Origin of the sequence: Streptomyces sp. NPDC003247 (genome assembly GCF_042888135.1) — a bacterium.
In the GTDB taxonomy this organism is placed as follows: Bacteria; Actinomycetota; Actinomycetes; order Streptomycetales; family Streptomycetaceae; genus Streptomyces.
Genome location: NZ_JBIAPF010000005.1, coordinates 418,276 through 441,938, shown reverse-complemented (window position 1 = coordinate 441,938; position 23,663 = coordinate 418,276). Strand labels below are relative to the sequence as shown.

The 23,663-nt window shown below is 69.2% G+C and carries 20 protein-coding genes and 5 pseudogenes; 17 read left to right on the top strand and 8 right to left on the bottom strand.

Translation table 11 applies throughout. The features are described 5' to 3' along the window. Positions 1 to 145: 145 nt before the first annotated feature. Positions 146 to 721, bottom strand: coding sequence for a TetR/AcrR family transcriptional regulator (locus tag ACFYWQ_RS19560; protein ID WP_389518066.1), 576 nt, complete (start codon positions 719 to 721; stop codon positions 146 to 148). 289 nt (positions 722 to 1,010) lie between these two features. Here ACFYWQ_RS19560 and ACFYWQ_RS19555 point away from each other — a divergent pair. After that, a pseudogene (locus ACFYWQ_RS19555) lies at positions 1,011 to 1,226 on the top strand (MFS transporter); the annotation flags it as partial. Between the two features lie 60 nt (positions 1,227 to 1,286). On the opposite strand, the pseudogene ACFYWQ_RS19550 reads toward ACFYWQ_RS19555, so the two are convergent. The 7 genes and pseudogenes from ACFYWQ_RS19550 to ACFYWQ_RS19520 form a co-directional block, all read right to left on the bottom strand. Further along, positions 1,287 to 1,427, bottom strand: a pseudogene (locus ACFYWQ_RS19550) (CoA-transferase); the annotation flags it as partial. Positions 1,428 to 1,441: 14 nt separating this feature from the next. Continuing rightward, positions 1,442 to 1,840: an SDR family NAD(P)-dependent oxidoreductase gene (locus tag ACFYWQ_RS19545; RefSeq protein WP_389518330.1), complete on the bottom strand. Its 399-nt coding sequence runs from the start codon at positions 1,838 to 1,840 to the stop codon at positions 1,442 to 1,444. Positions 1,841 to 1,978: 138 nt separating this feature from the next. Next, positions 1,979 to 2,876: pseudogene (locus tag ACFYWQ_RS19540) on the bottom strand (transposase). 90 nt (positions 2,877 to 2,966) lie between these two features. Then, positions 2,967 to 3,530: a GNAT family N-acetyltransferase gene (locus ACFYWQ_RS19535; RefSeq protein WP_389518329.1), complete on the bottom strand. Its 564-nt coding sequence runs from the start codon at positions 3,528 to 3,530 to the stop codon at positions 2,967 to 2,969. Positions 3,531 to 3,599: 69 nt separating this feature from the next. Further along, positions 3,600 to 3,977: pseudogene (locus tag ACFYWQ_RS19530) on the bottom strand (transposase); the annotation flags it as partial. A gap of 728 nt (positions 3,978 to 4,705) precedes the next feature. Beyond that, positions 4,706 to 5,593, bottom strand: coding sequence for a phosphotransferase family protein (locus ACFYWQ_RS19525; protein WP_389518065.1), 888 nt, complete (start codon positions 5,591 to 5,593; stop codon positions 4,706 to 4,708). Continuing rightward, positions 5,590 to 6,993, bottom strand: coding sequence for a helix-turn-helix domain-containing protein (locus tag ACFYWQ_RS19520; RefSeq protein WP_389518064.1), 1,404 nt, complete (start codon positions 6,991 to 6,993; stop codon positions 5,590 to 5,592). Before ACFYWQ_RS19520 ends, ACFYWQ_RS19525 begins: the two co-directional genes overlap by 4 nt. Before the next feature lie 163 nt (positions 6,994 to 7,156). On the opposite strand from ACFYWQ_RS19520, the gene ACFYWQ_RS19515 reads away from it, so the two are divergent. The 16 genes and pseudogenes from ACFYWQ_RS19515 to ACFYWQ_RS19440 all read left to right on the top strand — a co-directional run bounded on the left by ACFYWQ_RS19515 (position 7,157) and on the right by ACFYWQ_RS19440 (position 23,349). After that, a complete protein-coding gene (locus ACFYWQ_RS19515; protein ID WP_389518063.1) occupies positions 7,157 to 7,639 on the top strand; it encodes an ATP-binding protein in 483 nt (160 codons plus the stop codon). A 94-nt stretch (positions 7,640 to 7,733) separates the two neighbouring features. Continuing rightward, complete coding sequence (locus tag ACFYWQ_RS19510; protein ID WP_389518062.1) at positions 7,734 to 9,638, top strand: glycoside hydrolase family 15 protein; 1,905 nt, start codon at positions 7,734 to 7,736, stop codon at positions 9,636 to 9,638. Between the two features lie 2 nt (positions 9,639 to 9,640). Further along, complete coding sequence (locus tag ACFYWQ_RS19505; protein WP_389518061.1) at positions 9,641 to 10,990, top strand: hypothetical protein; 1,350 nt, start codon at positions 9,641 to 9,643, stop codon at positions 10,988 to 10,990. 2 nt (positions 10,991 to 10,992) lie between these two features. Continuing rightward, positions 10,993 to 11,421, top strand: a complete 429-nt coding sequence (locus ACFYWQ_RS19500) for a roadblock/LC7 domain-containing protein (protein WP_389518060.1) — start codon at positions 10,993 to 10,995, stop codon at positions 11,419 to 11,421. 23 nt (positions 11,422 to 11,444) lie between these two features. After that, positions 11,445 to 11,771 carry a DUF742 domain-containing protein gene (locus ACFYWQ_RS19495; RefSeq protein ID WP_389518059.1) on the top strand — a complete coding sequence of 109 codons (327 nt, stop codon included), beginning with the start codon at positions 11,445 to 11,447 and terminating at the stop codon, positions 11,769 to 11,771. Beyond that, on the top strand, positions 11,749 to 12,375 hold the full coding sequence (locus tag ACFYWQ_RS19490; RefSeq protein ID WP_389518058.1) for an ATP/GTP-binding protein: 627 nt from the start codon (positions 11,749 to 11,751) through the stop codon (positions 12,373 to 12,375). Before ACFYWQ_RS19495 ends, ACFYWQ_RS19490 begins: the two co-directional genes overlap by 23 nt. Continuing rightward, positions 12,372 to 13,580: a cytochrome P450 gene (locus ACFYWQ_RS19485; RefSeq protein ID WP_389518057.1), complete on the top strand. Its 1,209-nt coding sequence runs from the start codon at positions 12,372 to 12,374 to the stop codon at positions 13,578 to 13,580. The genes ACFYWQ_RS19490 and ACFYWQ_RS19485 overlap by 4 nt, the downstream gene beginning before the upstream one ends. An 11-nt stretch (positions 13,581 to 13,591) precedes the next feature. Continuing rightward, a complete protein-coding gene (locus tag ACFYWQ_RS19480) occupies positions 13,592 to 14,815 on the top strand; it encodes a cytochrome P450 (RefSeq protein ID WP_389518056.1) in 1,224 nt (407 codons plus the stop codon). Between the two features lie 21 nt (positions 14,816 to 14,836). Continuing rightward, complete coding sequence (locus tag ACFYWQ_RS19475) at positions 14,837 to 15,310, top strand: response regulator transcription factor (protein ID WP_389518055.1); 474 nt, start codon at positions 14,837 to 14,839, stop codon at positions 15,308 to 15,310. A 148-nt stretch (positions 15,311 to 15,458) separates the two neighbouring features. After that, positions 15,459 to 16,685: a methyltransferase, FxLD system gene (gene fxlM / locus ACFYWQ_RS19470; protein ID WP_389518054.1), complete on the top strand. Its 1,227-nt coding sequence runs from the start codon at positions 15,459 to 15,461 to the stop codon at positions 16,683 to 16,685. Positions 16,686 to 16,739: 54 nt separating this feature from the next. Next, the gene (locus ACFYWQ_RS19465) at positions 16,740 to 16,937 is read left to right on the top strand and encodes an FxLD family lanthipeptide (protein WP_389518053.1); all 198 of its coding nucleotides are present in this window, start codon (positions 16,740 to 16,742) and stop codon (positions 16,935 to 16,937) included. Between the two features lie 74 nt (positions 16,938 to 17,011). After that, a pseudogene (locus ACFYWQ_RS19460) lies at positions 17,012 to 19,041 on the top strand (lantibiotic dehydratase family protein); the annotation flags it as partial. Further along, entirely contained in the window at positions 19,039 to 20,064 is a 1,026-nt protein-coding gene (locus tag ACFYWQ_RS19455) for a thiopeptide-type bacteriocin biosynthesis protein (RefSeq protein WP_389518328.1), read from the top strand. The pseudogene ACFYWQ_RS19460 and the gene ACFYWQ_RS19455, both read left to right, overlap by 3 nt. Then, positions 20,061 to 21,272 (top strand): lanthionine synthetase C family protein, encoded by a 1,212-nt coding sequence (locus tag ACFYWQ_RS19450; RefSeq protein WP_389518052.1) that lies wholly within the window; start codon positions 20,061 to 20,063, stop codon positions 21,270 to 21,272. Before ACFYWQ_RS19455 ends, ACFYWQ_RS19450 begins: the two co-directional genes overlap by 4 nt. Further along, entirely contained in the window at positions 21,254 to 22,225 is a 972-nt protein-coding gene (locus tag ACFYWQ_RS19445) for a thiopeptide-type bacteriocin biosynthesis protein (protein ID WP_389518051.1), read from the top strand. The genes ACFYWQ_RS19450 and ACFYWQ_RS19445 overlap by 19 nt, the downstream gene beginning before the upstream one ends. After that, positions 22,222 to 23,349: a hypothetical protein gene (locus tag ACFYWQ_RS19440; protein WP_389518050.1), complete on the top strand. Its 1,128-nt coding sequence runs from the start codon at positions 22,222 to 22,224 to the stop codon at positions 23,347 to 23,349. Before ACFYWQ_RS19445 ends, ACFYWQ_RS19440 begins: the two co-directional genes overlap by 4 nt. The last annotated feature ends 314 nt before the right edge of the window (positions 23,350 to 23,663 follow it).

Sequence of the window (23,663 nt, the reverse complement as noted above, 5' to 3'; positions counted from 1 at the left end):
GTGGATCGGATACGCGCCAAGACGTGCCGCGAGGCAGTCACAACGGTGAGCGGTCTCCGTCTGCCCGGCGGCCAATTGACCGCGATGTACGGCTGAGCGTTCGTGGACGTATGAGCGAGCCGGCGGAGGGCTCCCCGGATTCCGGTCAGCCAACACCCGCGACGCGCGCTGCTTGTCGCTGGTGCATCAGCAGGGTGACGAACTCGTCCAGAGTGGCGAGTTGCCGTTGCGGGGTCCACATCTCCGGGTGCTCCACAGCCGACAGGGCCATCCCCGACACCCAGGACCGGGCGAGATCGATGGACGCGTCCAGCCGCTCGGCAGGAACGAATCCCCCCAGCCCGTGCCTGAGCACCGAGCGCATCGCAGGCTCCAGCTCGTCGCTCCGGGCCCGGAGGAGCGGCTCTGCGTGCCGGTACGCCACCAGGGCGACGCGGGCTTTCTCAAGCGCGAGGCTCTCCTCCGTCAGCGGAAGGAACCACCTGAGCGAGGCCCTGAGCCTTTCGAGGGGGTCCTCGATGGAGGCCAGCTCCAGCAGGAAGGCGTCGGCGTTGGACAGTGTGTAGTCCAAGATGGCCTGAAGCAGAGCCTCGCGGTCGGCGAAGTAGTGAGTGATGAGGGTGATCGACCCGCCCATACGCTTGGCGATCTTCCGCAGCGTCAGCTCCGGGAGGCCCCCCTCACTGAGGGCGGCCACGGAAGCCATGACGATCTCGTGCACCCGCTGCTCGGTATCGACCTGTCGTGGCACGCGGCACCTTCGGTGAGTTTTCGCCAACGTTGTACAACACACACTACACATTGCGCGCATCGACCACAGGCCTGTCTGCCGGAACTGGCCGACCGGGGGCGTCAGGGGATGCCCCGGGAATCAACGGTCGCGCCAGCGGCGCTGGACCAGGCACATCCGGTCGACAGGAAGCGGGCACTCGTCTCCAGGAGGAACGGACTCACGACAGGGCAGGCAGACGCTTCTCCACCTGGAGGCTGGAGGCACCACCGGCGTCAGCGTGGCCGCGGCCGGGCAGCTCATCACGGTCTTCGCCCTCGCCTACGCGCTCGCCAGTCCCGTCGCAGCGTCGCTGTTCGGAGCGGTCGAACGGCGTCGGCTGATGATGCGGGCGATGCTCGTCTTCGCCCTGGGCAACGTCGTCGTCGCGGTTTCCGACAGCTACCCGGTGCTCATGGCCGGCCGTCTCATCGCGGCGCTCGCCGCCGCCGCCTTCACACCCACCGCTCTCATGGTGGCCGGAATGACCGCCCCGGCGGAGAGCCGTGGACGCGTGAAGGCACCCGGTGCCCTGCTGGTGCAGGGCGCGGATGAGGACTTCTGGTACGCCGCTCAGCCCGAAGCCGCCGACGGCGAGTGACGCGCCGTCGGGTATGTCGGCGACGGCCTCGGCGGCGCTGCCGCGGACCTTGTTCACGTGCGGATTTCCTTTCAGGTTGCGGTGCCGGGCAGGGCCGTCGACCAGCCGTCGTCGACGACGAGATCGGCGCCGGTGATGTACGACGCCTCGTCCGAGGCGAGGAAAACGGCGGCGTCGACCACGTCGTCGGGTGTGCCGGTGCGGCCGAGGGGGATGTGGCGGGCGATCTCGCGCACAGAGTGGTCCTCCGCGAGGAGGTTGGCGCGGGAGCCTTCCGTTTCGATCACGCCAGGGCTGATGCAGTTGGCGCGGACGCGGTGCGGCGCGCCCTCGGCGGCCAGTTGCCTGGTCAGCGCGATGACGCCGCCTTTCGAGGCCGAATGCGCCGTGCGCCGGTCGGCGAGCGAACCGGTCAGCCCGGCGGCGGAGCCGACGGTGACGACGCAGCCGCGGCTAGGAGAGTGGGTCAGTAACAGGCAACTGGTTGGGAGGCCGTGAGCGGTGAGATCAGTCGCGGGCGTCCGGTTGGCGCCTGTGAGGCCGGGATGAGGTTCTGCCCGTCAGGTGGGCGGCCTGGTAGGGCCGTGACGGGGCCGGGGACCGACTGATCAGCCGACCACGGTGGCGAGTCCGGCGGTTCCGGCGTGTCGGAAGATCTTGCGGAGGTTGTGGTAGGCGGCCAGCAGGCGCCACTCGCCGCGGGCGCCGTCTTCGCCGCGTAGGAGGAGCCGGCGGCCGCTCTGGCAGGTCATGATCTGGCCGAAGACGGGTTCGACGATGGCCCTGCGGCGACTGTAGGCGGCCTGCCGGGCTTGGTCCGCAGCTTGCGGGCCATCCGCTCCTTCAGGGGCCGTCGGTGCCGAACATCTGGTCCTCGGCTTCGTCGGTGGCCTGCGCGCCGGCCAGCAGCGCCTGGGCCTTCGCCTCCAGGGCTGCTGTCTCGGCCTCGATCCGCTCCTCCTTGTCGACCAGGCGGCCGTAGCTCATCGCCTTGTGCTTGGAGGCGTTGGCCTGAAGTCTCGTGCCGTCCAGGGCAACGCGGCCCATCTTGACCATGCCGAGCTTGGTCGCGAGGCGCAGCGACTGGGTGAACAGCTCGGCGAGCGCGTCCAGGTGGCGGCGGCGGAACCGTGAGATCGAGCGGAAGTCCGGGGCTTGGTCGGCGGCCAGGAACCGGAACGCGACGTCGTCGGTGCACTTGCGCTCGATCGCCCGCGAGGAGCGGACGCCGGTGGTGTAGCCGTAGATCAGCAGCCGCAGCATCAGCCGGGGATCGTAGGGCGGGTAGCCGCGCTTGTCGGTGTAGTCCGCCAGCACCGGCGAGAGGTCGAGCACCTCGTCGGCCAGGTCGGCGACGAACCGGGCGAGGCGACCCTCGGGCAGCCAGTCGTCCAGCGACGGAGGCAGCAACAGGACCTGGTGCGGGTCGAACGCCCGGAACGTCTTGTCCACCGCCGCCGGACGCCCTCCAGACCGCTTCTTCTCGACCGGCTCGACCTCGAACAGTCCATCCCCACCACGCATATCGTGATCATTTCGCATGAAAGATCGCGAAGCGCTGGCGGGTCGCCGCCGGGCCCTCGTGTGTGGCAGTGGTCAGCCTTGCTGGCGGAAGTCCAGCATGTAGAAGACCTTGTCGTAGCGGTGTTCGCCGACGGCGACGAAGTCGGGCAGACGGCCGTATTCGGCGAAGCCCAGCGACCGGTAGAGGTGCAGGGCATTGGTGTTGTCGCCACGGGCGTCCAGGGTGAGGACCTCGATACCCGCCTCCTGGGCGTCAGCGATCAAGGCAGCGGTCAGCGCCCGACCGACACCACGACCATGGGCAGCAGCATCTACCGCGATCTTCTCCAGATCGGCGTGTGGCCGATGGGTCGGTCGGGCGTAGCGGAGCCAGTACCCCAACCCGACAAGCCGACGGTCGAGGTAAGCGGCACGCAGGGCCGCATCCCCGGCCTGCACCGCAGAGACGACGTAGCCGAGAAGTTCCGCCACCTCATCCCGCGAGGGTGGTTCGACCCAGCCCAGCGCGGCACCTCCACTGACCAGGTCCGCCAGGATCCGGTGGGCCGACTCCGCGAACCGGACCTCCAGTTCCGGATCGGAAGTCAGCTCCATGGCGTCAAGGATGGCGGACACATTGGTCACACCGCTGGTCATGGCCGGATTCATGACCGGCAGCCTAGGCCAGCCCCAAGGCCCAGCCGAGGCCCCCCGGCCCAGCCACTGCCGGCCCACGTGCGCGGTGGCCGTGCCGTCCTTACGGTCCCCGGAATCGTCGATCACGATGACCCCGCCGTCATGCGGAGCCGTCGCCGACCCCTCACGCAGCAGCTCAAGACGCCGCTCGTTGACCTGCTCGGCCTCCCAGGGCGATTCGGACAGGAAGAACTGCAGCCGCTGCACCCCCGGCATCCCCGCACCTGCCACCGGCTCCGCCCCTGCCAGGCAGGTGATCGTCTTGTTCCGCTCCCGCGGCGCCAGCAGCCCGGTCAGATACTCGCGAAAGCCCCGCCGCTGGGCGAGGCTGAAGAAGAGGTCGTCGAACCGGGCCGCGTAGTCCTCCAGCGGGCCCGGCGCAGGCGGACACGGACGGCGAGCGGTCATACGCAGCCCCCAGCGGAGCAGTTGACTCCTACCACCGGCCTACGACCAACCCGACCTGACGTCAACCCACACCACCGCCGGATTTAACGAACTACCGGTAGCAGGGCCAGAGATTTGGTATACGACCGACCCACCGAGCACTTACTTCTTCAAGGGGCTCCACGATCGCCGGTTTGGCCAACCGGCGATCGTCGTCTATGTTGCGCACCCAGCGGGCCGCAGCCAGACGCCTCCCTTTCACCTCCTCGCCGTGCCAGCGTCTATCGCAGAAACCTTGATACCCGGTTGCGACGGTGTTGCAGGTTGACATTAACTCAGATAGAGATCAAGTAATCTCGGCACGCTTCCTGTCTGCCGTGAGCGAATGTCGCATCTGTGCACGTCCGACTCTCTCAGACCATGTGCGTTGATCGTCGGCACTGCGGAGGCAGGCAGCGTCATGCGAACATCCCAGGCGATCGACGCCGGCCACCAGACATTGCGCTTCACTCCGCAGCGCAGCCCGATCGCCGAAGGCGGCATGGCGGGTGTGGCAGTACTGGCTGTCTCGCTACTGGGCAGCTGTTTCCCCGTTCAACAAGCCGGCGGCCACGGGTAGGAGGCAAAAGCAGGAACATGTTGCGGCGATCAAGAGGCGGCGGCACCATCAACGATCACGGAGCGTCTTGTCACAACCGAGACAGCTGCGGCACAACGATTCCTACCGCCTACTGGGGGCCATTGCGCAGTCACATGATCCCCTGCCAGGCCCACGGGCCCGGTCCCCTGCGGCCGCGCAGGCAGTCCACTCGATACTGCGCCTGCTCAGCCCATTCCGGATTACTCACGGCATGTTGGGCTGCGTACGTAACCATACGGAGTTCTCGAACACCGGCCAGGATCGGATAGCCGGACCAGTCGGTTACGTCATATCCGTACTCGGCGCAGAACTCGTCGTACTCAGCGGGGGTGACAGCACCAGTTGTACGCGCCCGTACCGCTGTTGAAGTGAGGTCCCATTCCGGCGGACCGAGCGAGAAGCGCTCCAGGTCAATCATCAGGGGGCCGTTGGCAGTACGGACGAGGTTGCCTGGCCAAGCGTCACCGTGCACCGCGCAGTCAGGTCGGCCCGTCGGCCGGTCCTGCCATGCCGCGACGAGCTCTCGGTGCAAGCCCTGTAGCCAGCCGCGGTCAGCCGCGGTCAAGGTCGCAGCCCCCTGCAGACGCTCCTCGATGCGAACGAAGGGATCCAGGTATCCCAGCTCGATGTCCGGAACAGGTAGCGCGTGGAGTTGGAGGAGCAGGTGCGCGACATCGGTGTGGCTGCCGTGCTCGTGCGGCGGAAGCTCCTCCCAGAAGGTGACCGGGCGGCCGTCGGCCTCGACAGGCTGGCGGACGTCGGCGAGGCGAACGGCCGGCACACACTTCTCGGCAAGCCACCGCGCCACGCGTACCTCGCGTTGCGCGGACGAGGACTGGCCCGGACGTGCGATGCGGACGATCACCCGTTGTCCGGGCAGGCGCCATGTCTGGTTCTCCGCCAGCCGTATCGGCTCGGCTCCGCGGGAGTCGAGGCCGACGGCAGCGCACGCCCGCTCAAGTGCGCCACGAGCGGGCGCTGATGCCGATGTGGTCATACGGAGACCGTAGCGGCGATGCGCTCGCGCAGAGCCTGCGCCTCCCCCACTGCGGGGTGCTTGCCGGCGAATGCTCCCAGCTGGCGCAGGTCGTCCGCGGCCCGCCGGGAGGTGAGGCGGCCGGCCTCGTCCAGGGCGTCGTGCCCGATCACCGCGGCCTGTCGGGGATCTCCCTTGGCCATGATGAGTGCGGCGAGCTTCGTACGGGAGATGGCCCGGGAGCGTTTGAAGGCGTCCGAGTGACCCTTCACCGCCGTGGCGAAGCGGCGGGCCGCCCGGCCTGGATCCTGGCCCGCAAGGATGGCCAGGTCGAACAGTGCATGTGCCGTGTCACCGTTGTGCTGGGCTTCGTCGTAGTACGCCATCCACGGCGGGTCATCGGCCGGGCGTGCCTGGGCGAACGCCTCGTCGGCCTCGCCCACGGCAGCCATGCAGTCACGGACGTTGCCCAGCTTGCCGAAAGCCCTGGCTCGCGCCGTGTGCAGCATGGCGCGCTCGGTCGCGGTGAGCCGGTCCGAGCGGACCAGGCCCTTCTCTGCGTAGGTCAGCCCGTCATCGGGCCGGCCGATCCAGACCGCCTGGCGTGCGAGGAAACTGTAGGACTTGGCCCGCAGGTGCCAGTCCCCCGCCTCTTCAGCGCAGTCAGCGGCAAACGTGAAGGTCTTCGTGGCGTAGTCGTGGTTGTAGAAGTCGAAGGCGGAGGCCCCGACGACGATGCCGAGGCGAGAAACGGCCGCGAAGAGGTCGGACCTCAGGTGCTCCGGGCACCTGGTCTGCAAGAGCCCTGCCGCCCATTGCATGGCCCGGCCGGCAACGTCGCCGACCATGCCCCCGCCTCCGTACTTGTTGTCCCAGCCGCTGACGGCTGCGGCGACTTCCTGTACCTGGTCGACGTCACGAGCGCCGATCGACTCGGGCAGTGTCAGTCCGGACGGGGCGAAGGCTTGGGCCAGATCTACGGGGGCGATGGCGGCCAGGCCGCTGACATGGAGGAACACACGACGGTCCACGGACTCTTGGCTCCCAGGGCGAGGAGATACTTCGTCTCTCCCCAGGATGCGGCCTTCGCGCACCTGAACGGTTGCCTTCCGCCTTCCGCCGGAGCGCTTATCGGCATCAGCGGGCTTCTTATCGGCATCGCGTCGGCCGAAGACCATCGGCCAGGACCGGTCGAAAACCCCTCCGGTGCGCAGGACCTCGTCAAGTCTCTGCGCAACCTCTCGCTGGCAGGAGGGGTACTGCCCCTTCTCCACTGACAGGATCATGTCGTCGCTGACCTGCACCAACCGTCCAAGCGCCCGCGCTGACAAGCCCTCTGCCTTGCGTCGCAGACGCAGCTCGTACCCGAACCATTCCTGCGGGGAGGAACCAGGGTCGAGGGGCTTCTCCGGCTGCGGCATCTTCGTTCCCTGTCGTAGTGATGCCGAACTCTTCCGGCTCTCGGCATCAGCCTCTGCGCGCGCCCGGCGCGCTCTGACTCAATAGTTGCTGATTGGTTCGGTCCCAGTACACACCGCAACCGCGACCCGCTGTACAGCTTCCGGCACAACGGACGGAGCACCGATGAGCGCACTTCTCGAGACCCCTGACACGACTGCCTCGGTCCGCGTCGCATCCAGAAGCAGTCGCGGCCAGCTCACCATGGACTTCGACGTGGAGAGCAGGCACTTGGGGCTCGTCCGCGGCGTCGTCGGCCAGTACCTGACCTGGTGGGAGATCAGCGACGAAGCAGCCGACCGTGTGATCTTCGCTGTCAACGAACTCCTGACGAACGTGCTGGAGCACACCGAGCCCGGCGAAAACGGGTGCCGGTCCGCCAGCCTGCTCGTCCAGCACGTCCCGGGCGGGATCACCGTCGTCGTCCGTGACCAGGACCCCAGTCCCCCTGTGCAGAGGACGGGCGATTCCCTCGACGAGGAGAGCGGTCGTGGACTGGTCCTCGTCCGTGCCCTGGTCGACGAGTTGTCGGTGGCCATGTCCGACCCGGGGAAGGACGTCTGGTTCTTCATCGCCGACCCCGTGGCTCCGGCCGCTCGGCTTCCCTGACTCCTTCCTCGGCCGCACACCCCGCCATCCGCACGCCGCCCTCACAGCCCGGTCCAACTCAACGTCGGCCCCGGCGCTTTGGAGAACAGACACGATGAATCGCTTCCCTCGGATCGAGCAGTACGGCCTTGTCGGAGACATGCAGGCATCTGCCCTCGTATGCGACGACGGCTCGATCGACTGGCTGTGCCTGCCCCGCTTCGACTCGCCGGCCGTGTTCGCCGGGCTGCTGGGCACACCGAATCACGGTACCTGGCGGATAAGCCCCGCGGTTGAGACGGAAGCGGTGCCCGCAGTCGCCGATCAGCGCCGCTACCGAGGCGACTCTCTCGTTCTCGAATCCGAGTGGCGCACGTCCTCGGGTGTGGTCCGCGTGATCGACTTCATGCCGCCACGCGATGGAGCGCCGCAGGTGATCCGGATTGTCGAGGGTGTGACTGGTGCCGTGCAGATGAGTTCTTCACTGCGTCCACGTCTGGGCTACGGCCGCGTCAGTCCCTGGATTCATGGGGACGGCGGACGTGTGGTCGCCGAGGCCGGAGCAGACGCTCTGTGGCTGGACACGCCTACCGAGCAGGTCGAGAAGGACGGCAGCATCGTCAGCTCCTTCACCATCGCCGGCGGCGAAAGTGTCTCCTTCGCGCTGAGCTGGAGCCCCTCCCACGCGGCGCCCCCGGAGATCCCGGATCCGTACGACGCTCTGGTCTCAACCATGGGCTTCTGGCAGGACTGGGTGCAGCAGTGCTCATACGACGGCCCCTATCTGGACGAAGTCGTCCGGTCCCTGATCACGCTGAAGGCTCTGACCTACGCGCCGAGCGGGGGCATCGTGGCGGCGCCGACCACCTCTCTGCCGGAGGAGATCGGTGGCGGGCGGAACTGGGACTACCGCTTCACCTGGTTGCGTGACGCCTCCACCACCTTGGCCGCGTTGCTGGGCACCGGGCACCGGCAGGAGGCACAGGCGTGGCGGCGGTGGCTGTTGCGAGCGGTGGCAGGGGATCCGGAGAACCTGCAGATCATGTACGGGATCACCGGGGAACGCGACTTGGAGGAGCGAGTGCTGCCGTGGCTCCCCGGATACGAGGGGTCGGCCCCGGTCCGGATCGGCAATGGTGCCGCGCATCAACTGCAGCTCGACGTGTACGGCGAGGTCGTCGAGACTCTCTACCTCGCGCACCAGGCCGGTGTCGCTCCCTGTAGTGACACGGCGGGCCTGCACCAGCAGCTGATGAGGCAGCTGGCAGAGCACTGGCGGGAGCCGGACGAGGGGATCTGGGAGGTCCGCGGCCGGCGTCGGCACTTCGTGCACTCCAAGGTGATGGCCTGGGTGGCCGTGGACCGGACGATCCGGCTGGCCGAGTCCGGCGCCCTCGACGTCGACCTGTTCGCCCTGATGGAGCTGCGCGAGACCATCCACAGTGAGGTCTGCACGCAGGGGTTCGACCCGGTGCGCAACACCTTCACCCAGTCCTACGGCTCCTCGGAACTGGACGCCGCCCTGCTGCTGATTCCCCGGGTCGGGTTCCTCCCGCCGGGTGACCCCCGGGTCATCGGCACCGTGGACGCCGTCCAGCGCGAACTCTGCACCGGCAGCGGCCTCGTGCGGCGCTATCCGACGGCTGGGAGCGACTCCGGAGTGGACGGCCTGGCGGGGGACGACGGCGCCTTCCTGCTCTGTTCCTTCTGGCTGGTGGACGCTCTCGGCCTCATCGGCCGCATCACCGAGGCGCGAGCGCTGTTCGAACGCCTGCTGGTTCTTCGTAGCGACCTCGGCCTGCTCGCCGAGGAGTACGACCCCGTGGCCGCACGCCAGCTCGGGAACTTTCCGCAAGCGTTCTCCCACATGGGGCTGATTCAGAGCGCACTGCTGCTGGACCGTCTCGCCGCCTCGCCGATCCATGGCTCGGTCACCGCTGAAGACGTACGCGCCGCTGACGGCCCCGGCGTCGACGCCGTCATAGGCGCGTCCGTGTCCTCGAGTGTCGCGGGGGCCTGACAATGGACCTGGTACTGGCCCTGCTGGCGTCGTTGCCCGGTGCCGGCGCAGCGGTGTACTTCCACCGCACAGCCCGATCCCAATTGCGTCGTGCGAACCGGCTGCACCAGCACTCCGAGCGGCTTGGCCAGCAACTGGTGGCCGCCGAACAGTTCCTGGGGCACATGGCGAGTTCCGTGGTCCCGGCGGCCGAGGCAGCAGCGCGCGCCGGCCAGTCCTGCCAGCCTGACCTGGTGGTGCCGTCGCAGTTGGTGAGCACACCGATCGCCGGCGCGCTGGGCCTCCTCACCGATCAGGTCTGTTCTGCCATCAGCACCACTGGCCACCTGGTCCGGGGCGCGGCCCAGGAGCAGCTCGCTCAGAGCCGGGTGGAAGCCGAGCGCCGTATCGCGCAGGCTCGGCAGGAGTCCGTGGACGTGGCCCGGGCAGCGGTGCGGGCGTTCGCCTCCAGCACGGTGCAGCGGGCCGCGAAGCTCAGCAGCACGATCAGCGCCGGTGTGCGCCGTCACGTGTCGGACGACGCGTACGCCACGCTGGTGGAGATCGACCACCTGGCCCAGCAGATGCTGTCGACCGCTTCCGGATATGCCGTCCTGGCCGGCGACAAGCTGTCACGGCGCTGGCCGGCGACCACGCTGACCGACATCGTGCGGGCGGCCATGGGCCGAGTCGAGGCATACCAGCGCATCCAGCACACGGACATGGACTCCCTCGCGGTGGAGAGCCGGGCGGTGGAGGCCGTCGTGCACAGCCTGGCGGTGCTGCTGGACAACGCGCTGCGGTACTCCCCTCCCAACGCGCGGGTGCACGTGTCCCTGGAGCACGGGGCTAACGCAGCCTTCCTGGTCGTGGACGACGCCGGTCTGCGGATGGAGGACGAGCGTCTGTCCTGGGCACGCGAGGTGATGGCCGGCCGGCAGCACGACGACATCACCCAGCTGGGCGCCTACCCGCAGACCGGGCTGCGGGTCGCGTCCGTCCTCGCCGGCCAGTACGGCTTCCGCGTCGAATTGACGGCTCCGTCCCTGTACGGCGGCACCCGCGCGGTCATCGTGCTGCCGCAGCCCCTGCTGACCACCCCCAGACCGGCGCAGCCGCTCGCCGTGGTGACGCCGTCGGCAGCACAGTCGGCTCCCGCCCCGCTGACGACACAGGCGCAGTCGGCTCCCGACACCACCGCGAGCGGCCTCACGGTCCGCCGGCGCACCTCACACACCGCCACCGCTCACACCCGCCCCGCGCCCGCACCTGTCGAACCGGGCAGCCCGGCCGTGGCCGCCGCCTGGATGGAAGGCAGCCGCCGCGGTCGCAACGAGCAAGGCACCACTCCCAGCACTGACGAAGGACGTTGAACATGCCGGACACACGCTCGAACACCCTGGGTTGGCTGCTGGACGAGCAGCTCGGATCCGTGGAGGGTGTCCGATACGCCGTGCTGCTGAGCGGCGACGGCCTGCTCAAGGCCCGCACTCAGACCATCGGCCAGGAGGACGGCGAGAAGCTCGCGGCGCTGACCGCCTCGCTGCGGGCCTCGGGCCGGGCCTGGGACGAGTTCACCGGCGGCCAGGGCGTGCGCCAGCAGCTGATCGAGAGCGTCGGGAACATCGGTCTGACGACGGCGGCCGGACAGAACACGATGCTCTCGGTCGTCACGACCGGCCCCCACGCCGACGTCGGCCTGATCAGTCACCACATGGCGCTGCTGGTGGTGCGTCTGGGCGATCAGCTCGGCACCGAGGAGCGCGAGCGCGTCCCGCAGCCGGGCGGGGGCTCCGCGGCATGACCGGGCCGCGGCGTGACCCGGACATGGTCAGGCCCTACGTCCGTACCGGTGGACAGGTCCGTCCGGGCCGGAACGTCCACCTGGAGAGCGTGGTCATCGCCGCGAGCGGTCCCACCGACGCGCTGGGGCTCGACGCCCGGCGGGTGATGCACCTGTTCTCCCCGGGCCGTGGCGGACTGGCCGTGGCGGACATCGCCGCAGCGCTGCAGCTGCCGCCCTCCACCGTCCGGATCCTCGTCTCCTCGCTCATGGACGGCGGCCACCTGGCCAGCCCGGTGGCCGCCGTCGCCGACCAGCCCGACTACGACCTGTTGCAGAAGGTGCTTGATGGACTGCGAGAACTGGTCTGACCCGCGGGGCGCCGTCACGTACGTGCCGGTCACGGTGACCCAGTCCGCCAAGATCGTGATCGCCGGCGGTTTCGGGGTCGGCAAGACGACCTTCATCGGCAGCGTGTCCGAGGTGCGGCCGCTGCGGATGGAGGAGCCGATCACGGAGGACAGCGTCGGCATCGACGACCTGCGCGGCACGCCGGAGAAGACCACCACCACGGTGGGCATGGATTTCGGCCGCATCCACATGGCCGGCGGTGCCCTCGCCCTCTACCTGTTCGGGCTTCCCGGCCAGATCCGCTTCCAGCCCCTGTGGGAGGACCTCGCCGAAGGCGCCCTCGGCTGCCTGGTCCTGGCCGACACCCGCAATCTGGACGCCTGCCACGGTGCCCTGGGCCTGCTGGAGGCACAGGGCACCCCGTACGCGGTCGCGATCAACACCTTCCCCGACGCCCCCGTCCACGAGCCCGCCGAACTCCGCCAGGCCCTCGCTCTGGACCCCGGCACACCGTTGACCAGCTGCGACGCGCGCGACCGTATCTCCTCACTGCATGCGCTGATCACGCTGACGGAACACCTCGCCGCGCACCGCGCAGCCATCACCCTGGAGCCCACACCATGACCTCCGCCAGCTCCGTGCCTCCGGCCCCGTCGCTCAGGATCGCGCTGTACGACCCCGGCTTCGCTGCCGACCCGCACCCCGCCTACGAACGGATGCGGGCGTCCTACGGCGCCCTGGTACCGGTCGAGCTGGCCCCCGGCATTCCGGCCACACTGGTCATCGGCTACCTCGCCGCCCGCCGGATCCTCAACGACCCGCACCGCTTCCCCGCCGACCCGCGAGCGTGGCAACAGCAGGTGCCGGTCTCGTGCCCGGTGCGGCCGATGATGGAATGGCGGCCCAACGCCCTGCGCAGCAGCGGCGCCGCACACGCCCGCTACCGGGCCGCCAACACCGCCGGCATCGACGCCGTCGACCAGCACGAACTGCGCGCCCTTGTCGAAAAGATCGCCTCCAGCGCCATCGGAGACTTCCTCGCCGTCGGCCGCACCGACCTACTCACCCAGTACGCCTGGCCTATCGCCTTCCGGGTCCTCAGCGGTCTACTGGGCTGCCCCGACGGAATCGGACAGCGCATCGCCGACGGCATGGCACGCATCTTCGACGCCACCGACGCCGACCGCGGCAACCACATCCTCGGCCAGGCCGTCGCCGAACTCGTCGCTCTGCGCCGGCAGCGGCCCGCCGACGACATCACCTCCCGCCTCCTCGCCCATCCGGCGCACCTGGACGACGAGGAGATGGCCCACCAGCTGGTCACCCTCTACGGCGCCGGCATCGAACCCCTCACCAACCTCATCACCAACACCCAGCTGAAGATCCTCACCGACGAGGACTTCTGCGCCGCCCTGCACGCAGGCCAGTCCACCGTCCGCGACGCCCTGGACACCGTCCTGTACACCGACCCGCCACTGGCGAACTACTGCATCACCTACCCGCCCCACCCCACCGACGTCGACGGCGTCCTGCTCCCCGCCCACCAGCCGGTCGTGATCAGCATGGCGGCCTGCAACAACGACCCCGAACTCACCCAGGGCCCGGGCGGCATCGCGGGCAACCGGGCCCATCTGGCCTGGAGCATCGGCCCGCACACCTGCCCGGCCCGCTCCCACGCCTACCTCATCGCCGAGACCGCGATCAGCCACCTCCTCGACGCTCTGCCCGAGATGGACCTCGCCGTCCCGGCCGCGGAACTGCGCTGGCGGCCCGGCCCGTTCCATCGAGCCCTCGAAGCCCTGCCCGTCATCTTCCCGACCGCCCACTGAAGGAGACCAGCGTGACCGAGCAGCCGATACTCGTCCTCGACCCGACCGGCTCCGACCGCCACACCGAGTACCAGGCTCTGCGCGCCAAGGGACCGGCCGCCAAGGTGGACATCCTCGGCGTCCACGCGTGGGCCGTCACCGACCCCGCCCTCCTCAAGCGCCTGCTGAACAGCCCGGACGTCTCCAAGGACGGCCGCGCCCACTGGCCCGCGTTCGCCGAGACAGTCCCCCACTGGCCCCTCGCCCTGTGGATCGCGGTCGAGAACATGTTCACCGCCTACGGCCCCGACCACCGACGTCTGCGCCGCCTGGTCGCGCCCGCCTTCAGCGCACGCCGCACAGCCCGCATGCAGTCGGCCGTCGACTCCATCGTGACCTCCTTGCTCGACCGGCTGTACGCGCTGCCCGCTCACGAGCCTGTGGACCTGCGCGAGCACCTGGCCTACCCGCTGCCCATCGCCGTGATCGGCCATCTCATGGGCGTCCCCGACAGCCAGCGCGACGCCTTCCGCACGGTCGTCGACGGCGTCTTCGACACCACCCTCAACCCGGCAGAGGCCCAGGCCAACGCCGCTGGCCTGTACGAACAACTGGACCAGCTCATCGCCGCCAAACGCCGGGCTGCGGGCGAGGACATGACGTCCCTGCTGATCGCGGCCCGCGACGACGAGCACGACGGCGCCGGTCTGTCCCATCAGGAACTGCGTGACACGCTGCTGCTGATGGTCAGCGCCGGATACGAGACCACCGTCAACGTCATCGACCAGAGCGTCTACACCATGCTCACCCGCCCCGACCAGCTGGAACTCGTACGCGCAGGGGCCATCGACTGGAACGACATCGTCGAAGAAACCCTGCGCCACGAGCCGGCCGTCAAGTACCTCCCCCTGCGCTACGCGGTCAACGACATCCCGCTGCCCAACGGACAGACCATCGCCCGCGGCGACGCCATCCTCGCCTCCTACGCCGCCGCCAACCGCCACCCCGACTGGCACCACGACCCCGACACCTTCGACGCCACCCGTCCCAACCAGGACCACCTGGCCTTCGGGCACGGCATCCACTACTGCCTCGGCGCGCCCCTGGCCCGCCTCGAAGTCGCCACCGCCCTGCGCATGCTCTTCGAACGCTTCCCCGCCATCCGGCTCGCCGTCCGCCCGACGGAGCTGAAGCCGGTGCCTTCCCTCATCAGCAACGGCCACCAGGCCCTGCCCGTCCTCCTGCACGCTCACTAGCCCGACCGACCAGGAACCGACATGACAACCGGACCGATCACACAGCTCACCCCGGCCGAGAAACGCATAGCCCAGCACCTCATAAAGGGCATCACAACGGCTGACATATCAACGCAAATGCACCTTTCTCCGCATACGGTCAAGAGCCACATCCGGGTACTACGCGGAAAGCTCCAGTGCCCCCCGCGTTGTTCGCTGACCGTCCTCGTGCAGGCTCTGATGTCCTCTCGACAAGTCGACCCACCCACCTCCCTTGGACCGGCACCTGACCTCAACTCCCAGCAGTTGCGGCTACTCCGGGCGGTCGCTCATCACAGCGGTGCCTACGACATCGCCCGGGCCGCGAAGATCGTGCCTGCCGACGTCCGCGCCGACGTCGAGGCTCTCGTCGCCGCAGCGGGCGCTGCAAACCCGGCCCATATGGTTGCCCTCGCACACGCCTGGAGTCTGCTCGGTCAGAACCAGGAAGCGGCACGGGCGGGAGGAACTCGATGAGCGACGGCACGAAGCTCCGTGTCCGCGGCTCCCCCGCCAACCGCAGAAGGCCGACTTCCGACTCCGGCCAGGGAAGCGCATGGCACGGCCCGTAACCCATCGACATGATCACCACTTCACGCACACGCACCGCGAGGAGACCAACCACATGGCTGAACTGCCTGACGACGACCGTGCGACCGAACTGCGCAGCAGAGTCGTAGATCAGCTCAAGGAAGGCGGCTGGATCACCTCACCCGCTGTCGAAGCCGCCTTGCGCAAGGTGCCTCGCCATCTGGCCGTCCCCGAGGCGCCTCTCGAAGACGCCTACAGCGCCTACAACGCCGTGGTCACCCAGGAAGACGCCGAAGGCATCCCCACCAGCTCGGTGTCCGCCCCGCAGATCCAGGCCATGCAGCTGGAGCAGGCCGGCCTCAAGCCGGGCGATCACGTCCTGGAGATCGGGACCAACGGTCCGAACGCCGCCTACCTCGCCGAACTGACCGGAACGACGGGGCAGGTCACCACGGTCGACGTCGATCCGGCTCCCGCCGCCCGCGCCCGCCGGTTTCTGGCCGAGACCGGCTACACCGACGTCAACGTAGTCGTCGCCGACGGCGAGTACGGAGTACCTGACCGCGCCCCCTACGACGCGATCGTGGTGACCGTCGGCGCCTGGGACATCCCCCCGGCCTGGACGGACCAGCTGAAAGAAGGCGGCCGGCTCGTGGTACCGCTGCGCATCAACGGGCTGACCCGTACCTACGCGTTCGTCAAGCAGGACGACGGGGTGCTGACTGCGGCCAGCGCCCACGTGTGCGGGTTCGTCGCAATGCGAGGCGAGGGAGCCCACAACGCCCAGCAGTTCGCCCTTCCGGGCGATGCGGGCGTGACACTCCGCTTCGACGACGGCGTGCCCGTCGACCCTCAGCTGCTGACCGGCGCCCTGGAGACCCCTCGTATCGAAGCCTGGACCAGCGTCACCGTCGCCAGCAACGAGCCCATCGGCACCCTGCAGATGTACGTGGCGACGATGGTCCCCGGCTACTGCAACATGTTCATCGACAAGGACTTGGCCACCGGCCAGATCGGGCCGACCCACCTCAACTTCTCCCTTGTCGCGGTCGACGGCGCGAACCTCGCCTACGTCGTGGTGCGCCGCAGTGAAGACCGCAAGAGCGCCGAGTTCGGGGTGCACGCGTTCGGCCCCGACGGTGAGGGCGCCGCCCAGCGGCTGGCCGACGCCATCCGCACCTGGGGCAAGGACCACCGTGGCGGCCCGGACCCCCTCATCGGCCTCTACCCGGCAGACACCGCTGATGACCGAATCACCGGCGACCGGATCATCGACAAGCGCCACCGCCGGATCTCGATCTCCTGGCCTGTCGCCCCGTAACGGACAGCAGGCCAGGGCCCTGCACCATTCCACCCCGAACCGGAGAGTGATCACATGACCGTTACCGTGCTCGACACCACTCCCAGGGCCGCAGACACCGTCCTGGCGGACGACGAGTTCACACTCGACGTCCAGGTCGTCATCAGCGAGACCGGTCTCCCGGCGTTCGACTGCCCGACCAGCGACGGCTGCGGAGACACCTGCGCCAACGGTGCCAGCTCTTGCGTCTCCTCCATCGAGGACGCCGCCTGACAGCTCCGTCAGCCGCCGGGGCGACAGCGAAGAGACCGTCGCCCCGGCGGCACCCCGCGACGCATCACCCACCCATGGGGGAGCCAGTGGCACACCGATCACCCAGCAGCTACCAGTGGCAGCCCGCGATTCTGCTGCGGGCATCGACGGCGTCCCAGCCGATACTCGTCCCTGACCTCGACCCGTACGGCGAGGCCTTCGCCGCCCAGGGCCGCCAGTGGCTGGCCCGCGTCTGGCACGCTCCCCTGCCTGCCGCCGTCGCCGTCGCCAGCCCTGTTCTCTGCGAGCGGGTCACCGCGATCCTGGACGGCGCTTTGACCGACGACCGCCGCATCCGGCGCGCCGTTCGCTCCGTCGGCGCCTACCTGCTGCGCTGGAACCACCGCCCCACTCCTTTCGGGGTGTTCGCGGGAGTCACACCCGCACAGCCGGCGGACACGTGGCAGATCAGCTGGAAGACCGGCTACCGCACGCGGCTGCGCCCTGATGCCGACTGGCTGGCCGACGCCATCACCCAGCTGGAGGCCGATCCCGCGCTGCTCGCCCGGCTGGCAGTCGTCGCCAACAACACCGGGCACCAGCGTGGCAACCGGCATGTCGCCACCGGCAAGCCGGTCACCGGGCGCACTGGTGGATACGCCCCCGTCGAGGTGTCCATCCGCCGTACCCGGCCCGTGGCCGCCGCCTTGGACGCGACCCATGCGCCGATCAGCTACAACGATCTGCTGATCGCGCTCGCTGCGCAGTTCCCCACCGCTCGCGCCGACCAGCTCGAACGACTCGTCGCCGACCTCATCAGCCAGCACGTTCTGATCACCAACCTATGGCCGCCCATGACCGAGGCCGACCCACTCGGTTACGTATGCACCCGGCTGGAGCAGGCGGACGCGGCCGCCCTGCCCGATACCGCCACCCTGGCTGCGCGCCTGGCTGAGGTCCACGGCCTGATCAACGAGTGCGGCAGCGGGACACCTTGGGTTACCAGCTCTCGCCTCGTGCAGACGATGCACACCGTCACCCGTATCGCCCCTACCCCTGTGCTGGTCGACGTTGCGCTGGACTGCACCGCCCACATCCCCAAGGCCCTTCTGCGTGAAGCCGCCGAAGTTGCCCACCTGATGGCTCGGCTATCGCCGTATCCTCACGGTTATCCGCAGTGGCGCGACTACCACCAACGGTTCCTCGACCGGTACGGGCCCGGCATGGCCGTACCCGTGCTGGACCTGACCGCCGACAGTGGACTCGGCTACCCCGCCGGTTATCTCGGATCGGACCGCAACCGCGCTCCCTACCAGTGGACCCGCCGGGACGAGACGATCCACCGCCTCCTGCAGGAAGCATCAATAGCCGGCCGGAGTGAAATCCTCCTCTCCCAGGCGCACATCGACGAGCTGACCGCCGACAACCCCAACCCCGTCCACACCGCGCCCCGGGCCGAGATCGCCGTCGAAATCCACGCCCCCACTTTGGACGCCCTCCTGCGCGGCGACTACCGGCTGCTTGTCACCGGAGCACCGCGACCCGGAAGCAGCATGCTCGGACGGTTCGCCCACCTGCTGCCGCCCGACGGGCAAGCCGCGCTCAGCGCAGCTACGCGGCGGCGAGCGTCGGCGCGATCCCGGCACAGCTGTCGTTCAGTCCGCGCCACCGTCGCAACGAGAACGTGGCCCGCGTTCCTCAGCTGCTGTCCCATACCATCCCCCTGGCGGAACACTCGACGCCCGGCCCTGGTGTCATCACGCTGGACGATCTCGCCGTCACCGCCGATGCGGACCACTTCTACCTGATGCGCGCCTCGACGGGTGAGCACGTCGAACCCCGTGTCCCCCACGCCCTGGAAGCATCCGTCCATACGCCTCCGCTGGGTCGCTTCCTGGCAGAGATCACCACCGCCCGCACGGCCGCCTACAAGTCGTTCGCATTCGGCGCCGCATCGAAACTGCCGTACCTGCCCCGCGTCCGGTACAAGCGGACCATCCTGCGCCCCGCCCGCTGGCTACTGTCCGCCGACGAACTGCCCGCCCGCTCCGCGTCGATGACCGACTGGGCCAAAGCCCTCGACCAGTGGCGTGACCGTCTGCGCGTACCCGACCGGTTCGCCGTGGCCGAGAACGACCAGCAGCTGCCCATCGACCTGACCCGGCACCTGGACCGCGACCTGCTCCGCTCCTCCCTGGAGCGCATCCGCCTGGTCGAGCTGCGCGAGACCGCCACCCCACAGGACCGGGCCTGGATCGGCCGCCCCCACGAACTCCTCATCCCCCTCGCTCACACCGGGGCCGAGGTCGGTACACAGAACGTGGCCCGCACCCCAGCCCTCCTCACGGCTCCCTGCACGTCGATACGTTCCGCTGTCCTGCATGCCCGGCTGCACGCCCACCCGTTGCGGTTCGACGAGACACTCACCGCGTACCTGCCGGATCTGATCGCCAAGTTTCCCAGGCCGCCACGCTGGTGGTTTCATCGGTACCGCGCGGGCACCGGCCAACACCTGGCCTTGTACCTGGACCTCTGCGACCCCGACGACTACGGGCAGGGTGTTGCCCTCGTCCGTAATTGGGTGGCAAACCTCACCCGGCAGCGTCTCGCCAGTGGCCTGGAGGTGCTTCCGTACCAGCCGCACACCGGCCACTTCGGTCACGGCTCCGCGCTGGCCGCGGCCCATGCGGTGTTCGCCTCGGACTCGGCCGGTGCCGTCGCGCAGATACGTACCTCGACCGACGACAAGTCCACGGCACAGGCGCTGGCGGCCGCCAGCATGGTCGACATTGCCGTGCAGTTCACCGGCAGCTGGGAAGCGGCAGCCGAGTGGCTGATCCGTGCTCTGCCACGCGAGGCCGGACCCTTGGACCGCGCCATGATGCGGCGGGCCGTCGCCTTGACGGGTCCCGCCGCCTTGCTCGAACTGCCCGCCGGTGACGGCGTCGCCACCGCCTGGCAAGCCCGTGCTGCCGCCCTGACCGCCTACCGTCGGCATGTTGCCCACGGCCGGGACAGGGAGGCAGTGCTCCGGTCGTTGCTGCACCAGCATCAGCTCCGGGCCCTGGCCGACGATCCGGAACAGCAGCGCGTCACCGGCCGGCTCGCACGAGCCTGCGCCCTGCACCACCGAGGCAGGCATTCGTGACCATCGCCGAAACCATCATCCAAGCCCTGGCCAGCCCCACCCCGCCGGACCCGGAGCAACCCTGGCACAGACAGTCTCTTTCCGACGGCCCCGCCGGCACGGCCCTGCTCCACATCGAACGCGCCCGCACCGGACACGCCGCCTGGCCCCGAGCCCACACTTGGATCAAGGCCGCCACCCTCACACCGGTCAGCGCCTCCGACACCAGCGGTCTGTTCCAGGGAGCGCCAGCCATTGCCTTTGTCCTCAGCTGCGCCACCTCCCCGGACTCTGCGCGGTATCAACAAGCCCTGACCGCCATCGGCGAGCACGTCACCGCCCTGACACACCGCCGCGTCGACACCGCCGTCCGTCGGGCGCACAGCGGTAAGCGGCCTACCTTTCACGAGTACGACGTGTTCCACGGGCTGACCGGCCTCGGCGCCTACCTGCTGCGGCGGCACCCTGGCTCCTCCGCCCTCGAACGGGTGCTGGCCTACCTCATCACCCTGACAGTCCCCGTCGACGACGACCGACTGGGCAGGGTGCCGGGCTGGTGGGTCGGCCACGATCCCAGCCTCACGCACACGCCCGGCTTCCCAGGCGGTCACGCCAACCTGGGCATGGCACACGGCATCGCCGGCCCCCTGCTGCTGATGGCCCGCGCCCTGCGCCACGGCGTCGCGGTCGACGGCCAGGCCGAGGCCCTCCACGCTGTCCTGGACTGGCTGGACCAATGGCGCCAAGAGGGGCTTGCCGGCCCTTGGTGGCCCGAACACCTCACGCTCGGAGAACTGCGTTCGGGCCGCCCCTCCCGGTCCCGCCCGGGACGGCCCAGCTGGTGCTACGGAACTCCCGGAATCGCCCGCGCGGGCCAGGCCGCCGCCATCGCGGTCCGCGACGCCAAACGACAGCACCAATACGAGGATGCCCTGGTCCGCTGCCTGACCGACCCGCACCAGCTGGCCCGCCTGACCGACACGAGCCTGTGCCACGGCTGGGCCGGCGTCTACCAGACGGCCTGGCGCGCGGCCCGCGACGCCACTGCCGCAGCCTTGCGCGCTGCCGTACCGCGACTCGCCGACCACCTGAATCGGCACGCCACAGCCACCGCGGAACATCCTCCAGGCCTGCTGCTGGGCGCCGCGGGCACAGCCCTGGCCCTGACCACCGCAGCCCGTGACGCTGCCCCGGCCTCCGGATGGGACACATGCCTGCTGATCGACTGACCGCCACCGTCCGCGCCGTCCTTGACGTCCTCTCAGGAACGCCGCTGACGACAGCCGCCTCCTGCACCGGCCTGGAACCCGCCGACCTCGCCGCCGCCACGGCCGTATACCAGGAGGCCGGACAGCAGGCCCTGGCCCGGCAAGCGGGGCCTCCCGCATGGCAGCAGCTGTACATCCAGTTCACCGAGTGGGAGAAGGGCCAACAGATCGTTATCAATCACCTGGCCCCCGTCCTGGACCTGGCGCAGGCCGACGGCCGGATCACCGGCTGGTGGTTCATCCGAAAACACCCCTGCTGGCGGATACGCCTCCTGTCCTCGGACACCAGGATGACGTTGTCCCCGGTCACCGATGTCCTGAACGCCCTCACAACAGCCGGACTTCTCACCTGGTGGCCCGGCATCTACGAGCCCGAGACAGCAGCGTTCGGCGGCACCACCAGCATGGCCATCGCGCACACCCTGTTCTGCGCCGACAGCCACGCTGTCCTGACCACCCCCCACGGCACCCTCGGCCGCCGCGAGCTGTCCGTCCTGCTGTGCTCCACCCTGATGCGCGCCGCGGCCCTGGAGTGGTACGAGCAGGGCGACGTCTGGCACCGCATCACCCGCGATCGCCCCCTCCCTGACGGCACCGATCCCGACAAGATCCGGTCCCTGGCCCGCCAGCTCACACCCCTGCTCTCCGCGGACACCAGCTGGGCCAGCCCCCTGCTCCAGTCCGACCCGGCCCTCCGGCCGGCGGCGGCATGGGTAGCGGCCTTCCAGGACGCGGGCGTCGCACTCGGCGATGCCTCCCGCGGTGGAGCCCTCGACCGCGGCCTGCGCCACCTGATCGCCTACCACGTGATCTTCCACTGGAACCGGCTCGGACTCGCCGCACCCACCCAAAGCATCCTGGCCCACGCCGCACGTACGGCGATCCTCGACCCCGCCGAAGGAACCGGAGCGTGACCACCTCGCCCGCCCACCTGCACCCCGCCGCCGCCCGGCTCCCGCTGGTCTGCCGCTCCCACCTGAACTACCCGAGCTTCGACGCCCGGATCGACGAAGTATCTGCCTGCGCAGCCAAGTCCACGCGAAGCTCACTTCCGGTCACGGACCGGATCAACGCCGCGTGCGCCGCCTGGAATCTGTGTGCGCTGATCGCGTCCGACTGCGGCCTGCACGATTACGCGCAAGACCTCTGCCTCCGCCAGCTGCACCTGTTCCGGCAGGCGTGGCCGGTCACTGGGAACGCCGCGATCGCCGCGCTCCAGCCGCTGGTCAACCTCGTCCGTCTGACCGCCCGAGCCGGGCAGAAAGCGGCCGCCTACGACCAACTCACCGCCCTGCATCACGCCGTCCACCGCGGCGGCCCCGTTACCGTCCACGGGCACGTCATCGACCTGACGGGCTTCACCGACGACACCACCCGCGAACACATCCGCCCGTGGCTGCAATTGGTGATGCTGGACGACGGAACCCGCTTGCTGACGGCAACCGCTCAGTGGGCCAGAGCCGCTGCACACGCCACCGCCTACGACGACGCCCACAGCCGCCTGGGCGAGGCCCATCAGACGCGGGTCATCGCCGCCTTGGCCGACGGAAACCCCGCCCAGGCCACCCAGCTGATCAGCTCTTCCGCATCGGCCGAGCCCTGGGAGACCGCAGTCTCCGACGTCCTGCGCCATCTCGTCCGCGACGCTTCAGGCAACACCGCCCCCATTCACTATCCCGCCCTGGCGACTACCGTGGAGAACCTCTTCCACGAGGCGTCCGCCCACACGCGAATGTTCCGGACCCGGCTGGCGTTGACCGTGATCGAGCTGGCCCCGCCGAACAGCACTGTTCACGCCGGCCTGCGCGAGACCGTAGCCCGTGAAGTCCTCGCCGCCAGCGACGCCCATGTTGCCCGCGAGATCTTGCGCCGCAGCCCGGCCGGTAACCCCCACCGCAAGGAACTGGAAGACGCCGTTCGAAGCGCCGGTCTCGGAGCGGGCCGCCTTCCCGGGACCGCTGGGTCCGTCATGGAACGAGCCGCCCGTATCGCGGGCCACAGCCTCACCCAATGCCTCACCGCAGGGAAGGAAGCGTGACGGCAGCCCCCTGTTGCACCGCTTCGGATACAGGTCCGCCCCTCCCGTAAGTCAGCATCGTGGGACGGTCCGACACCACCAGCTGGGCGCATGGGCCACCCGACCCCGTCGTCGACACGTAACCGCCGGTCTCACCGACCGGTCCCCCTACTAGGTGTGGCGACGCTCGGCGTTTCGGCCACCGCCGCTCCCAGGCCGGCCCCATGCACGGCAAGGGTCGGTGCATCCGGCACGAGTCAACGCCCGCCCAGTCACGGGGTTCCAAGCCCGGCCGAAACACATGTGTTCGATATCGAGGCCCGTCTCGTTGAGAA

Bases quoted from the DNA above. Each gene is read 5' to 3' on its own strand.
- ACFYWQ_RS19535 (WP_389518329.1), bottom strand. From the start codon at position 3,530: ATGACCAGCGGTGTGACCAATGTGTCCGCCATCCTTGACGCCATGGAG.
- ACFYWQ_RS19525 (WP_389518065.1), bottom strand. From the start codon at position 5,593: ATGACCACATCGGCATCAGCGCCCGCTCGTGGCGCACTTGAGCGGGCG.
- ACFYWQ_RS19520 (WP_389518064.1), bottom strand. From the start codon at position 6,993: ATGCCGCAGCCGGAGAAGCCCCTCGACCCTGGTTCCTCCCCGCAGGAA.
- ACFYWQ_RS19515 (WP_389518063.1), top strand. From the start codon at position 7,157: ATGAGCGCACTTCTCGAGACCCCTGACACGACTGCCTCGGTCCGCGTC.
- ACFYWQ_RS19510 (WP_389518062.1), top strand. From the start codon at position 7,734: ATGAATCGCTTCCCTCGGATCGAGCAGTACGGCCTTGTCGGAGACATG.
- ACFYWQ_RS19505 (WP_389518061.1), top strand. From the start codon at position 9,641: ATGGACCTGGTACTGGCCCTGCTGGCGTCGTTGCCCGGTGCCGGCGCA.
- ACFYWQ_RS19500 (WP_389518060.1), top strand. From the start codon at position 10,993: ATGCCGGACACACGCTCGAACACCCTGGGTTGGCTGCTGGACGAGCAG.
- ACFYWQ_RS19495 (WP_389518059.1), top strand. From the start codon at position 11,445: ATGGTCAGGCCCTACGTCCGTACCGGTGGACAGGTCCGTCCGGGCCGG.
- ACFYWQ_RS19490 (WP_389518058.1), top strand. From the start codon at position 11,749: ATGGACTGCGAGAACTGGTCTGACCCGCGGGGCGCCGTCACGTACGTG.
- ACFYWQ_RS19485 (WP_389518057.1), top strand. From the start codon at position 12,372: ATGACCTCCGCCAGCTCCGTGCCTCCGGCCCCGTCGCTCAGGATCGCG.
- ACFYWQ_RS19475 (WP_389518055.1), top strand. From the start codon at position 14,837: ATGACAACCGGACCGATCACACAGCTCACCCCGGCCGAGAAACGCATA.
- fxlM (WP_389518054.1), top strand. From the start codon at position 15,459: ATGGCTGAACTGCCTGACGACGACCGTGCGACCGAACTGCGCAGCAGA.
- ACFYWQ_RS19465 (WP_389518053.1), top strand. From the start codon at position 16,740: ATGACCGTTACCGTGCTCGACACCACTCCCAGGGCCGCAGACACCGTC.
- ACFYWQ_RS19445 (WP_389518051.1), top strand. From the start codon at position 21,254: ATGCCTGCTGATCGACTGACCGCCACCGTCCGCGCCGTCCTTGACGTC.